General features: G+C 73.0%; 15 protein-coding genes. 5 read left to right on the forward strand and 10 right to left on the reverse strand.

Going from position 1 to position 13,012, the window contains the following annotated elements; genetic code table 11:
• Positions 1-22 precede the first annotated feature (22 nt).
• Entirely contained in the window at positions 23-217 is a 195-nt protein-coding gene (locus ACOOHC_RS18960) for a hypothetical protein (RefSeq protein WP_420451926.1), read from the reverse strand.
• A 67-nt stretch (positions 218-284) separates the two neighbouring features.
• Positions 285-2,927, reverse strand: coding sequence for a flavin-containing monooxygenase (locus tag ACOOHC_RS18965; RefSeq protein ID WP_420451927.1), 2,643 nt, complete (start codon positions 2,925-2,927; stop codon positions 285-287).
• A gap of 101 nt (positions 2,928-3,028) precedes the next feature.
• On the opposite strand from ACOOHC_RS18965, the gene ACOOHC_RS18970 reads away from it, so the two are divergent.
• On the forward strand, positions 3,029-3,943 hold the full coding sequence (locus tag ACOOHC_RS18970) for an SCO6745 family protein (protein ID WP_420451928.1): 915 nt from the start codon (positions 3,029-3,031) through the stop codon (positions 3,941-3,943).
• Positions 3,944-3,965: 22 nt separating this feature from the next.
• On the opposite strand, the gene ACOOHC_RS18975 is transcribed toward ACOOHC_RS18970, so the two are convergent.
• From ACOOHC_RS18975 to ACOOHC_RS19005, 7 genes are all read right to left on the reverse strand, one after another.
• Complete coding sequence (locus tag ACOOHC_RS18975; RefSeq protein WP_420451929.1) at positions 3,966-4,502, reverse strand: phytanoyl-CoA dioxygenase family protein; 537 nt, start codon at positions 4,500-4,502, stop codon at positions 3,966-3,968.
• A 5-nt stretch (positions 4,503-4,507) separates the two neighbouring features.
• Positions 4,508-4,774 (reverse strand): hypothetical protein, encoded by a 267-nt coding sequence (locus ACOOHC_RS18980; protein ID WP_420451930.1) that lies wholly within the window; start codon positions 4,772-4,774, stop codon positions 4,508-4,510.
• A gap of 80 nt (positions 4,775-4,854) precedes the next feature.
• Complete coding sequence (locus tag ACOOHC_RS18985) at positions 4,855-6,042, reverse strand: ABC transporter substrate-binding protein (RefSeq protein ID WP_420451931.1); 1,188 nt, start codon at positions 6,040-6,042, stop codon at positions 4,855-4,857.
• 80 nt (positions 6,043-6,122) lie between these two features.
• A complete protein-coding gene (locus ACOOHC_RS18990) occupies positions 6,123-7,043 on the reverse strand; it encodes an ABC transporter permease (protein ID WP_420451932.1) in 921 nt (306 codons plus the stop codon).
• Between the two features lie 70 nt (positions 7,044-7,113).
• The gene (locus tag ACOOHC_RS18995) at positions 7,114-7,911 is read right to left on the reverse strand and encodes an ABC transporter permease (RefSeq protein WP_420451933.1); all 798 of its coding nucleotides are present in this window, start codon (positions 7,909-7,911) and stop codon (positions 7,114-7,116) included.
• Positions 7,908-8,735 carry an ABC transporter ATP-binding protein gene (locus tag ACOOHC_RS19000; RefSeq protein WP_420451934.1) on the reverse strand — a complete coding sequence of 276 codons (828 nt, stop codon included), beginning with the start codon at positions 8,733-8,735 and terminating at the stop codon, positions 7,908-7,910. Before ACOOHC_RS19000 ends, ACOOHC_RS18995 begins: the two co-directional genes overlap by 4 nt.
• A 70-nt stretch (positions 8,736-8,805) precedes the next feature.
• Entirely contained in the window at positions 8,806-9,513 is a 708-nt protein-coding gene (locus ACOOHC_RS19005; protein WP_420451935.1) for a TetR/AcrR family transcriptional regulator, read from the reverse strand.
• 10 nt (positions 9,514-9,523) lie between these two features.
• Here ACOOHC_RS19005 and ACOOHC_RS19010 point away from each other — a divergent pair, with 10 nt between their 5' ends.
• Together ACOOHC_RS19010 and ACOOHC_RS19015 are read left to right on the forward strand one after the other, a co-directional pair.
• The gene (locus tag ACOOHC_RS19010) at positions 9,524-10,366 is read left to right on the forward strand and encodes a TauD/TfdA family dioxygenase (protein WP_420451936.1); all 843 of its coding nucleotides are present in this window, start codon (positions 9,524-9,526) and stop codon (positions 10,364-10,366) included.
• Between the two features lie 92 nt (positions 10,367-10,458).
• Complete coding sequence (locus tag ACOOHC_RS19015; RefSeq protein ID WP_420451937.1) at positions 10,459-10,935, forward strand: Fur family transcriptional regulator; 477 nt, start codon at positions 10,459-10,461, stop codon at positions 10,933-10,935.
• Positions 10,936-10,962: 27 nt separating this feature from the next.
• Here the strand turns inward: ACOOHC_RS19015 and ACOOHC_RS19020 are convergent, their stop codons facing one another.
• Entirely contained in the window at positions 10,963-11,664 is a 702-nt protein-coding gene (locus ACOOHC_RS19020; RefSeq protein ID WP_420451938.1) for an RDD family protein, read from the reverse strand.
• Between the two features lie 206 nt (positions 11,665-11,870).
• Between ACOOHC_RS19020 and ACOOHC_RS19025 the strand changes: the two genes are divergently transcribed.
• Both ACOOHC_RS19025 and ACOOHC_RS19030 read left to right on the forward strand, forming a co-directional pair.
• Positions 11,871-12,434 carry an RNA polymerase sigma factor gene (locus tag ACOOHC_RS19025; RefSeq protein WP_420451939.1) on the forward strand — a complete coding sequence of 188 codons (564 nt, stop codon included), beginning with the start codon at positions 11,871-11,873 and terminating at the stop codon, positions 12,432-12,434.
• Positions 12,431-12,895, forward strand: coding sequence for a hypothetical protein (locus tag ACOOHC_RS19030; protein WP_420451940.1), 465 nt, complete (start codon positions 12,431-12,433; stop codon positions 12,893-12,895). Before ACOOHC_RS19025 ends, ACOOHC_RS19030 begins: the two co-directional genes overlap by 4 nt.
• Positions 12,896-13,012 lie beyond the last annotated feature (117 nt).

Below are 13,012 nucleotides of genomic sequence, written 5' to 3' on the forward strand. Positions count from 1 at the left end.
CCGGGACCGTCGTCGCACCGGCTCAGTCGTCGAGCGTGCGCATCGCCTGGGCTCGCGCCCGTGCGGCCACGACGCGGAACCGGTCGGCCCCGCCGTGGTCGTCCATCAGCTCCGCGGTCTCCGCGAGCTCGTCGAGTCGCTCGATCACGCGCATCAGCGCCGCGAGGTCACCCGGTCCCACGCCGCGGGCCGGCGTCACCGAACGTTCGGCGTCCACTCGTCCATGGTGGCACGCACCGGGGGCTGCGCCGTGACGCGCCGGGTCGGGCGACGCCGGCGTCCGTTCAGCCGACGGACGCGGTCGCCGACACCGGGGAACGGAAGAAGCCGCGCAGCCCCGCCGCGATCTCCTCGCGGTACGGGACCGGTGACAACAGGACGTCGACCGCCCCGATCGCGGTGTGGATCAGCCCTCGACCGGAGATGTGGCGGACGTCGACGCCGGCGGCCTCGAGCGCCTCGGCGTACGCCCGCCCCTCGTCGCGCAGCGGGTCGAACTCGCACGTGACGATCACGGCGGGCGGCAGGCCCGACAGGTCGTCCGCCCGGATCGGCGACGCCTTCGGATCGCAGCGTTCGGTCTCGTCCGCGTAGTGGTCCCAGAACCACGACATCAACGCGGTCGTCAGGCCGTAGCCCTCGCCGTTCTCCGCGTACGAGGCCCGCGACAGGTCGCAGTCGATCACGGGGTTGATCAGCAGCTGACCGGAGATCAGCGGACCCCCGGCATCGCGCAGCTGCTGGCACGCGACGGCCGCGACGTTGCCCCCGGCGCTCCACCCGGCCACCGCGAGCTCGCCCGGGACGCCGCCGAGCTCGGTCGCGTGATCGGCGATCCAGCGGACCGCGGCGACACCGTCGTCGGCAGCCGCCGGGAACCGGTCCTCGGGGGCGTGGCGGTAGTTCACCGACACGACCACCGCGCCCGAGCGGACGCACAGGTCGCGGCAGAGCGGGTCGTCGGAGGTGGTGTCGCCGAGCACCCATCCCCCGCCGTGGAAGTACGCGACGATCGCGTGCGGCCCCGGGGTGTCGGGGCGGTACAGGCGGTAGTCGAGGTCACCGTCGGCCCCGGGCAGGGAGCCGTCGACGATCTCGCCGACATCGGGCCCGGGAGGGCTCTCGGCTCCCATCGCCTGCATCAGGCCGCGCGCCTCGTCCACCGACAGCGTGTGGATCTCGGGGATCTGGAGCTCCTCCATCGTCTCGAGCATGATCGTGACGTCGGGCTGCACCCGGGCGACGACGCCGTCGTTGACCCGCTCGTCGTCGAGACCGCGGAGCGCGAACCCGAGGTAGTCCTGCTCGACGACGGAATCGCAGATCCCGCGGTAGCGATCGACCCCGCCGACGTAGGGCAGGGTGACGCGAGCCTTGCCGGGCACGTTCGCCCCCATGTACCAGGAGTTGGCCCGGGGGAACAGGGTGATGTCGGCGTAGTCGTTGGCGTGCTGCACCCAGCCGCGCTCGGCGTCCTCGGTGGGCTCCATGACGCGGAAGCCGCGATCGCGCATGTGCGCGATCGCGTCGCACGTCCAATCGACGTGCTGCTCGATCGAGACCGCCATGTTCGACAGCACCGACGGGCTCTGCGGCCCGGTGATCATGAACAGGTTGGGGAACCCCACGGTCATCAGACCGAGGTAGGTGTGCGGCCCGTCGGCCCACCGGTCCTTCAGCTCGGTCCCGTCGCGGCCCTCGATGTCGACGGCGACGATCGCTCCGGTCATCGCGTCGAAGCCGGTCGCGAAGACGAGGTCGTCGAACTCGAACGACCGCTCGGCGGTGTCGATGCCCGCCTCGGTGATCGTCGCGATCGGCTCCTCGCGCAGGTCGACGAGGGTGACGTGGTCCTCGTTGAACGTCTCGTAGTAGTTCGTGTCGAGGCAGAGGCGCTTCGTGCCGATCGGGTAGTCGGTCGGGCACAGCGACTCGGCGGTGTCGGGGTCGTCGACGGTCTCGCGGATCTTCCCCCGCACGAACTCCGCCGCCGTGTCGTTCGCCTCGGCGTTGACGATGAGGTCGTTGAACGCGCCGAGCATCGAGAAGATGGTCCCCTCCTGCCACGCCTCCTCGTAGCGGCGCTCGCGCTCCTCCGCCGACACCTGCAGCGCGCTCTCCTCGGGGACCTCGCGCGGGACGCCGGCCGGCGACCAGCGCGCCTCGTGGCGGTAGGCGACCCGATCGGCCTCGATCTCGCGGCGCTTGTCGTCGCGCACGGGGCCGTTGCGTGCGGGGACGGCGAAGTTCGGCGTCCGCTGGAACACGGTGATCTCGCTCGCCTGCGAGGCGATGATCGGGATCGACTGGATCGCGGAGGACCCCGTGCCGATCACGCCGACCCGGCGACCGGTGAAGTCGACGCCCTCGTGGGGCCAGCGGCTCGTGAAGTGGACCTCCCCGGCGAAGCGCTCGTGGCCCTCGACGTCGGGCGACTTCGGCGCCGAGAGGCACCCGGTGGCCATCACGTACCACCGGCAGGTCACGGCCTCGACGTCGCCTCCCTCCGCCGGCTCGACGCGCACGGTCCACGACGCCGCGTCGTCGTCCCACGTCGCGCCGTCGACGCGGGTGGAGAAGGTGATGTCGCGACGCAGGTCGTGCTTGTCGGCGACGTGCTGGAGGTAGCCGAGGATCTCCGGTTGGGTGGCGTAGCGCTCCGACCACTCCCAGGTCTCGTCGAGCTCGGGGTCGAACGAGTACGAGTAGTCGACGCTCTGCACGTCGCAGCGCGCGCCCGGGTACCGGTTCCAGTACCAGGTGCCGCCGACGTCGTCGCCGGTCTCGAACGCGCGCGCCGAGAGGTCCATCGCACGCAACCGGTGCAGCAGGTAAAGCCCGGCCACGCCGGCTCCCACCACCACCACGTCCACGTCGACGTCGCTCTCCACGGATTCCACGGTCTCCCGCACGGACTCATCACTCATCTGGGACCTCCTGGCGCCATCGTCCCACGGACGCCTCGCTCCGGTCGATCCCGAGGCCTCCGATCGGGGAACGGCCGGTGCGCCGTGGCTACGGTCCGGCCATGGACACCCCCGACGCCGCCACGACCGCTAGACGACTGGGCGGAGCGCTCGAGCCCGTGATCGGGCAGGTCTACTTCTCCCCCGAGTGCCACCGCCGCTACGTCGATCTCGGCTTCGACGCGTCGCCGGCCGACTCGGGCGGGGTCGCCCTCCCCGACGGGCCGGCGTACATGACGAGTCGGGGGTCGCTGATGGGACAGGTGCGCGGCGAGGTCGTCGCCGCGGCCTTCGCCGTGTTCGACCCGAAGGTCGTCGTCCCGGGCGTGGAGCACGGCTGGACGCTGACCGACGCGGACACGATCTGCGCGGCGCGCGACGCGGGGGCGCTCGAGCAGCTCGAGCGGGTGCTCGGTGCCGATCCCGACGGCCGCGAGCGCGTCGAGGAGCTGCTGGTGCGGGCGAGCGACGGGCTGCGCATCGGCGGCCGCCCGCTCGCGGCCGGGATCTCGGCGCTCGACGCTCCCGACCACCCGCTGGGGGTGATCTGGCGCCGGGGCGACCTGCTGCGCGAGTACCGCGGCGACAGCCACACCGCCGCCTGGGTCGACGCCGGGCTCGACGCGGTGCAGATCGGGTTGCTCACCGAGCTGTTCTGGGGGCTCCCGCAGCGCAGCTACGCCCGGACGCGGGGGTGGAGCGACGCCGACTTCGACCACGCCACCGAGACCCTGCGCACCCGCGGGGCGCTCGACGCCGACGGTGGGTTCACCGAGGCGGGACGGGAGCTGCGCGAGGGTGTCGAGGTGCGCACCGACGAGCAGATGCGCCCGGTGCTCGACGCCCTGGGCGACGACGCCGAGGAGCTCATCGAGCTGCTGCTGCCGTGGGGGCGGGCGGTCCGCGCGGCGGCGGGCTACCTGGCGTCGGGACCCCACGACCTCGCCGACCGCGACGACCGGGCCGCGCCGAGCTGAGCGCGCCCCGTCGGCGGGCGCGTCAGCGCGCCGCGTTCTTGTTGAACTCCTCGAGGACCTCGTCGTCGGCGGGCTCGCGGCCCGTGTTCCACCCGCCGCGCATGTGCCGGCGGACGCCCCCCGGCGGGTCCTCGGTGGCGCGCGCCGCGCTGTGCCACAGATCGCTGTGGTGCAGCAGGACGTCGCCGCGCTCGCAGTAGACCGCGACCTCCCCGGGGATCTTCTCGAACCCGAGCGGCATGCCGTCGGTGCCACCGAGGTGGCTCCCCGGCACGACCCGGAGGAAGCCGTTCGCCGGTGAGGTGGCGTCGATGTGGAACGTCAGCGCGATCGACGGGAAGAAGTCCGAGTTGGGGTACGCCTGGTGGTCGGAGTGCCAACCGATCCGGGTGTAGCCGCTCTCCTGGCCCGGCCGTGCGTCCTGGTACACGACGCCGAAGCGCTCGCTGCGCGCCTCGGAGAACATCCACGGCTCGACCCCGCCGAAGCACCGGGTCAGGAGCTCGACGATGACCGGGTGCCGGAACGCGGCGTCCGCGACCGGCGACAGGTCCGTCACGCCCTTCACGTAGTTGACGAACGGGAGCGAACCGTCCTCGCCGAGGTGAGGTAGTCCCCGGAGTGGCGGGCGCGGTCGAGGGTGCCCTCGGCGACGCCTCGCTGCAGCTCGACGAGGGCGTCCTCGAGGTCGGCGAGCTCGGCGTCGTCGAACAGCCCGCGAACGATCACCGAGCCCTCGCGTCGGAACTCCTCCGCGAGGGCGTCGAGATCGGTCGGGCTGCCGTCGTGGGGTGACACGAGTCGGTCGGCGGTGTCGATCGAGTGGGACATGGGTGGGGCTCCTGGGGTTCGTGGTCGAGGCGGGTTCGGGGCGATGTCGGTGGGTTCGTGACGTGGAGGGACGGGTCGAGTCAGCCGTCGAGCAGCGAGGTGGACTCGCCGTACACCTCGTCGAGCAGGGTCAGGTCGATCACGTCGGCGGCCGCCGGCATCGACTCGCGGCCCGAGGCGACGTAGGCGTCGGCCATCGGTCCGTCCCACCGCTCGGCGTCGAGGCGCATCAGCCCGGACGACTCGGTGAGGTCGCTGAGCATGAACGGGATCTGCAGCTCGTTCTGGCGCACCTGCTGGTCGATGTCGAGCCCGAGGTCCGAGCCGAACTCCTCGACCGCGAGGCGGGCGCCGACCTCGGGGTCGAGCGCGTTGCGCTCCCACCCCGTGATGGTCGCCCGCATGAAGCGCACGATCGCGTCGCGCTCGGCCTCCAAGTAGGAGCGCTCGGCGAAGAACAGGTTCGCGTACGACGGCAACCCGAGGTCGGCCCACGGGGTGACGAAGAAGTCCTCCCCCTCGACCAGCCCCTGCTGCTCGAGCGTGATCGGCTGGTTGACGGCGAAGCAGGAGTACGCATCGCCCTGGCCCTCGAGCAGGGGGTCGGGGGTGAACCCGGCGACGACGAACTCGTAGTCTCGCTCCAGACCCGCGATCTGGAGCACGGAGTCGATCTGCTCGTTGACGCCCTCCTGACCGAGGAAGGTGGTCCCGACCAGGTCCTCCGGGGTCCGGACCGGACGCTCGGCGAGCGAGAGCACCGCCCCCGGCGACGCCTGGTACTGGGTCGCGAACACCACGAAGTCGTTGCCCGCGCCCATCGCGTCGAGGAGGCTCTGCATGTTCGCCGAGATGCCGATCTGAGCGTCGCCGGCCGCGACGGACACGGGCGGTTGCGGCGCGTTCGGGCCTCCGGCCAGGTACGTGGGGTCGATGCCGGCCGCCTCGTAGTCGCCGTCGGAGATGGCGAGCCACGACCCGGCGTACTCGACGTTCTTGATCCACCCCATCGCGGCGCTGATCGAGCGGGTCTCGACCGACGCCGTCGCGGCCGGCGCCGACGATCCGGCGGTCGCCGCCGTCGACGGGTCGGCGGCCGACGTGTCGGCGGACGCAGCCGGATCGGCCTCGCCGTCGCTGCCGCAGGCCGCGACCAGGGGTGAGATCCCGACCGCGGTGAGACCGGCGACACCGAGGCGCAGGAAGCGCCGACGTCCGACCGCAGCGCCGGGGATGATCAGGTGGGGGGTGGGCGGCGTCGACGGCACGGAGCTCCTCGGTTTCGTGGTTCGGGGTTCGGAGGGGGACGGGGGGACGGGGTCGGGTGGGACGATCCCGCGAGCTCGGCTCAGCGGTAGCGGCGGCGCACGCCGCGCTCGATCCGGAGGGAGAGCTGGAAGAACAGCACGGAGGCGACGGTCGCGATCAGCGCAGCGCCCCACGCTCGCTCGTTGTCGAAGCGGGTGCGAGCGGTCGAGAAGAGCCGCCCGAGGCCGGTGGTGCCGGAGAGGAACTCGGCGACCATCGCGGCGAGCACGGCCGTGGACGCGCTCAGGCGGAGCGCCACGGCGATGTTCGGCATCGCCGAGCCAGCGAGCAGCCGGCGCAGGACGCAGGAGCGGCCGGCGCCGAGCGCGGCGAACACGTCGAGCGATGCGGGCGACGCCGATCGCAGCCCCGAGGTCGTCATCACGTAGGCCGGGAAGAAGGCGAGGAGCACCGTGACGACGGGGACCACCTGGTTGCCGTACCCGACGACGCGGGCGATCACGGGGATGACCGCCACGATCGGGATCGAGCGCAGCATCAGCACCAGGGGCCCGGTCGCGCCCGCCAGGATCGGCGACGCCCACGCCGCGACCGCGACCCCGATGCCGATCCCCATCCCCGCCGTGATCCCGAGCAGGGCGAGCACCAGGGTCCGAGCGGTGTCGCCGGCGTAGGCGCCCGGGTGAGCGACGATGTCGCGCACGACGTCGACCGGGGTGGGCAGGACGATGCTGTTGAAGTCGGCGAGCTGCACCCAGAGCTGCCACACGGCGACGACGGCGGCCACGGCCCACCACCGTGAGATCGCGTCGCCGACCGTCCGTCGGGCGCGCACGGGCCACGAGGCCGGGGCGGTCGCCACGGCACGGTCCGATCCCGCGGTCGCGGGCCCGTCGGCGTCGATCGGCGGCGACGCCGTCGAGCGCGCCGCGTCCTGCGCGACGGCGTCGACGGTCGCCGGCGCGTCGGCGTCGACCGGATCGGTCTCGATCATCGCCATCGGCGCACCTCCCGGGTCGTCGCCGCTCGCGCCGCCGTCGCACCCGTCGGACGCTCGGCGCCCCGTCCGGTCACGACGGCCACCTGCGCGATGCGACGCGAGCGAGCCGGGTGAGCATCCCGTAGACGATCATCGAGGTGAGCGCCGTCGCCAGCGCCGCCGCCCACAGGAGCTCGATCTGGTAGTTCTGCATCGCGCTCACGATCAGCACGCCGAGCCCGCGCGGAGCGCCGAACCACTCGCCCAGGACCGCTCCGAGCAGAGCGGCCGGCGCCGCGAGGCGCAGCCCGTCGACCATCCCCGGGATCGATGCGGGGAGCTGGAGATCCACGAAGCGACGGACCGCGCCCGACCCGAGCGCCGTGAACACGTCGTGCTGGGGTGGTCGCGCCGCCTCCACCGCCGCGGTCGCCGCGACGAACATGGCGAAGCCGGCGGACAGCGCGGCGATCGCGATCGGGGTGCCCTCGCGGCCGATCGTCACGATGAACAGGGGGGCGAGGGAGATCACGGGGACCGCGTGCAGGATGATCGCGAGTTGGTCGATCCCGCGCCGCAGGGGAGGCGCGACGAGCGACAGCGCCGCGCCGGACACGGCCGCGACCACTCCGAGCACGAGCCCGATGCCGGCGGCGGACGCCGTCGAGGAGAAGGCGCGCGCGAGCACCGGTCGCCGCTGCGCACCGGTGAGCGTCGCCACGATGTCCGACAGCGGCGGGAAGGTGGAGCCGAACCAGCCACGACGGCCGACGACCTCCCACAGGACCAGGTACGCCACGATCCCGATCGTCGACCGGGCGAGCGCGCCGACGCGGACGGGTCGCAGCCCGACCGAACGGGCGCGCCGGTGTCCGAGCGCGATGGTCACGCGGACCTCGCGCCACGGGCGCTACCACCCGCGAAGAGCACGTCGGAGAGGTGGTCGACGACCTCGTGGAACTCCGGCGACCTCAGCAGCTCGGCTCCTCGGGGCCGGCCGAACGGGACCGTCACCGCGTCGGCGATCCGCGCCGGGCGCGGTGACATGACGACGACGGTGTCCGCGAGGAAGACCGCCTCCTCGATGGAGTGCGTGACCAGGAGGGTGGTGACCGACCGCTCGGTCCAGATCCTCTGCAGCTCCAGGTTCATCTGGCGCCGGGTCATCTCGTCCAGCGCGCCGAAGGGTTCGTCGAGCAGGAGGACGTCGGGCTCGGTGACGAGGGCCCGTGCGATCGCGCAGCGCTGGCGCATCCCGCCCGAGAGCTGCGCGGGGCGGGCGTCCTCGAAGCCGACCAGGCCGACCAGCTCGATGAGTCCCGAGATCGCGCGGCGGTCGACCGTCTGGCCGGTGATGCGCTGGGCGAGCTCGATGTTCTGACGCACCGTCCTCCAACCGAGCAGGGCCGGATCCTGGAAGGCGATGCCGAGGCGGCCCGCCTCGCGGATCGCCGAGGGCGCCCGTCCGTGGACGGTGACCGATCCGCTCGTCGGCGTCTCGAGGTCGGCCAGGACCCGCAGCACCGTCGACTTCCCGCAGCCGGACGGACCGATCAGCGAGGTGAACGATCCCGCGTCGGCGGACAGCTCGACGTGGTCGATCGCGCGCACGATCTGCTCGCGCAGGACGAACTCCTTGGACAGCGCACGCACGTGGATGCCGTCGCCGGGGGCCGGCCCCTCGAGATCCCGGAGTGCCGACGTCGAGGTCACGACGAACAGTCAAGGAGACCCGCGAGTCCTGCGTGTTTCCTCCTCGTTGAGCGCTGTTGAACTGTCCGGTTCACTCACGGAGGGCGGCGGCGGCGTCGCCGTCGCCGCCGCCCGCACGGTCGCCGATGGCTCGGCGCACGCGGTGCGAGATCCAGGTCGCCGCCCGGTCGTGGGACCGGTCGATCTCGTCGCGCTCACCGCTCGACAGGAGGTCGAACTGGAGCCCCCGCCAGAGCGCCACGATCTCGCGCCCGAGCAGCGCCGCGTCGGGTCGTGGCAGCCCCTCCGCGACGAGGACCTCCTCGACCCGGGCGTTCCACTCGTGACCCGCTCGGTCGAGGTAGGTCCGGAAGGGTTCGGGACGGTGGGCCGCGAGTCCGAACACCTCGAAGAAGAGCCGCATGAACGGGGTGTTCACCGGGTGCGAGATCTCCCGCCAGCACCGAGCCAACCGCTCCTCCAGGGGCGCCGCTCGGTCGTGCAGCAGGTCGATCGCCCCGACCACCCGCGGGAACCGGCCGACGGCGTGCAGCAGCGCCGACTCGATCAGCCCCTCCTTGGACGTGAAGTAGTAGAGGAGCATCCGGTTGTTGGTGCCGACATCGGCCGCGACCCGACGCAGGGTGAGGTCCGCGACGCCGTGCTCGAGGCAGTGGGCGGTCACCAGGTCGAGCAACCGCTCGCGCTCGCCCCGTCCCGCCACGTCGGGGACGGTACCCACGGCGCCGGCGCGCCCGAAACCCACTCTCAACACCTCGATCACCGAGTCGAAACGCACGTCGACGATCGTGGTCCACCGACTCGATGAACCGTCCGGTCCATCGGTCCCGAACGCCCGAGGAGGCCCCGTGGAACCCGATCGACCCCTGCGCAGCCCCGACCCCCGTGAGGTCCGCCGAGCGGTCGCTCGCGACGGAGTCGCGGTGATGTCGGGCCGCGACGAGATCGACTCGCAGGGCGCGATCGACGTCGCGCACGAGGTGTTCGGCGAGGCGATCCGACGCATCCCTCCGCCGGCGGAGGTCCGCGCCGGCGGGGTGCGCGACAAGACGGCCGATGCGATCGACGAGACGATGCCGCTGCCGCCGCACACGGACGGGTTCGCCTACGGCGACCGGTACCCCGACCACTTCCTGCTCGCGTGCGAGCGGTCGTCGCCGTACGGGGGCGAGTCCTTCGCCGTCGACGGGCACGCGGTGCTCGACCGGATCGCGTCACGCCCCGACGGCGCCGCGCTCCTCGAACGCATGTCGAGCGTCGCGATCGAGCAGACCGAACCCGGGATGCGCAGCTCCCTCGACCCGCTCGTCGGTCGCGCTCCGGGAGGTCGCCCGATGCTGCGGCGCTTCCCGTTCCAGGTCCCGGCCGCCGACAGCGCGGATCCGGCGGAGGACGCCCGCATGATCGCCGTCTGGCACGAGGCGGTCTCGGCGGCCGGAGAGGAGGCGCCGCGGTTCCGGCTGGAGCCCGGCGACGTGGTCGTGTTCGACAACTACCGGATGATGCACGGTCGCGAGCCGTACACCGATCCCGATCGGCTGATGTGGCGCGTGTGGATCTGGACGGACGAGGCGCTCGGCATCCCGGACGGTCGCCTGCACTCCGACAGCCGGTACGCGGGAGCCACCTGACCCGTCCGGCGGACCCGTGCGCGACGGAGCGAGGATCTTCCCGATGACGGCCAGAACTTGACAGAGTCCAAATTCCGGGCCACAGTAGTGGGGTGACCGAGCGCTCCGCAACGATCCTGCGCGACGCGGGTCTCAGCGTCACGGCGCAGCGGATGGCGATGCTGCGTGCGATCTCGGCGAGGCCGCACGCCACCGCCGACGAGCTCGCCGAGGTCGCCCGCTCCGAGATCGGCGCGATCTCGCGCCAGGCCGCCTACGACGCGCTGGCCGCGATGGTCGCCCGAGGTCTGATCCGCCGCATCCAGCCCGCCGGATCCGCGGCGCGCTACGAGGATCGGGTGGACGACAACCACCACCACCTGGTGTGCCGGTCGTGCGGCGCCCTCGCCGACGTCGACTGCGCGATCGACGCGACGCCGTGCCTGACCCCTCAGGACGACGCGGGGTTCGAGATCGAGGAGGCGGAGGTCGTCTACTGGGGCCGCTGCCCGCGCTGCCAGGACGCGTCGGGCGACGACGTCACGGCGGCGCCGGAGCCCTCCGCGACCGCTCCGTCACCGAGCCGCTGAGCACCGTCGCGCCGGGCGGGCCCCGACTCAGCCGGCACGTCCGAGCGATGCGTCGACGCCTCGCGCAGCGTCGCGCCGCAGGTGCGCCGACGGCTCGCTCCACCGCACGATCCTCGGGTCCCCGACCGTCGCGTCGGTGCCCTTCGGTGCCGTCGACCGCGAGTCGGCGACCGTCGCCGCGTGGGACCGCGCCGGGATCACCCGCCGCGCGGAGACGACCATCGTGTCCGTCAGGTGGTCGTGCATCCCACGTCGACCCCGGTCGGCGACGAGCAGCACGCCGACGGGAGCCACGACGGCCAGCACGATGCGCGCGACGGCTCGCGGCACCGACACGGCCGTGCGCGGGTCCGAGTAGCGCACGAGGCGGCCGCCCGCCGCCCACTTCCCCGGGCTGCGACCGCTCACCGCAGCGGTCACCGCGAGAGCGACGCACGACGCCACCAGCGACGTCGCGAAGGTCCGCAGGTAGGCGGCGTCGAGGACCGCGTCCTCGCCGACGAGGCTCACCGACGCCCAGGTCGCGACGCCCCAGCAGCCGCCGGCGTCGATCGCCGCGGCGGCGGCCCGCCTCCACGGTGCCAGCGGGGACGGGACGCAGCGTCGCCGACGCTCGCGGCGGGCGACCCGTCGCGACCGGCACCGGGACCAGCCGGCGCACCCGGCGAGCGGTGCCAGCGACAGCGCCACCACGGTGGCGGACGTCGTGAGTTGGGCGGTGGGTGACATGGCGGTTCCTCGGTGCGGGCTCGGCGATCGGTTCCTCCTGACGAGAGCCGCGGGAGCCGACTGATACGCGATCCGCGGACCGGCGTGACCGCCGTCTCCGGAGCCGTCGCGTATCGGAACCGCCCCGCCGCGCTCGTGGAGCCATGAGCACCACCACGAGACCCCGGTGTCACGCCCGCACCCGACGGGGGCCTACGATCGCCCGCGTGTCCACCGACCGCTCGACGGGAGAGCTGCTCCGGCTGGGGGTCGACGGGGACGACGAGGCGTGGGCCGAGCTCGTCGAGCGCCTCAGCCCGGCGATCTGGGGAGCCGCACGTTCGCTCCGCCTCGACCGGGCCCAGGCCGAGGACGTCTTCGGCACGGTCTGGCTGCGCCTCGTCGAGCGCCACGACACGATCCGCGACCCCGAGCGCCTCGCCGGGTGGATCGCGACGACGGCGCGCAACGAGGGTCTCGCGGTCATCCGCCACGCCTCGCGCCAACGGCCGACCGACCGATTCGACACCGAGGACGCATCCGAGCCCGGCCCGGCCGCCAGCGCCGAGCAGCGTGCGGTCAGCGAACTGGTGTGGGAGGGGTTCGCCGAGCTCGACGAGCGCTGCCGCGAGCTGCTGCGCCTCCTGGTCGCCGTACCGAAGGTCCCCTACGACGTCATCGGCGAGCAGCTCGACATGAAGACGGGTTCGATCGGACCCACCCGCGAGCGGTGCCTGCGCAAGCTGCGAGCGACGAGCGCCGTCTCCCAGATCCTCGGAGGGACGCCGTGAGCGGCTCGGACGACGCCACCGACGGCGCCGGCGACGAGCTCGAGCGGACCTTCGAGCTGCTGGCCGAGGCGATCGATCGCCACGACCCGGTCCCCGCCTCGGCGCGACGGTTCGCGATCGAGAGCCAGCGCCTGCTGCGCCTCGAGAGCGAGCTCGCCGAGATCGTCTCCGACAGCCTCGTCTCGCCGCTGGCCAGCCGCTCGACGTCGGACACTCGCTCGATCGTGTTCGAGTCGGACGGCATCGAGATCAGCGTCGAGGTGACCGGCGACGAGGTGTCGGGCCAGGTCGAGCCCGCGCTCCCCGATCTGCGCCTCGCCCTGCAGACCGGCGACGGCGAGCTCACGGACCTGGAGGTCAACCGCCGAGGCTGGTTCCGCACCGGGCGGCGCGACGGTCGGGTGCGCCTCGTGGTCGAGTCCGGCGTCGGCCGAACGACGACGGACTGGCTCCGGCTCTGACGGCGGCCGGCACGGTCGGCGGCCCCGGGCCGGCTCGGCGCTGACCGCGCACCGGCGAGCGTCGGCGGCGCGGGGACCGGCCGCACGGCGCGGCGATCCCGACGAGAGCCCGCCCGC

The sequence above is a fragment of the Ilumatobacter sp. genome (genome assembly GCF_965215205.1).
Taxonomy (GTDB): Bacteria; Actinomycetota; Acidimicrobiia; order Acidimicrobiales; family Ilumatobacteraceae; genus Ilumatobacter_A.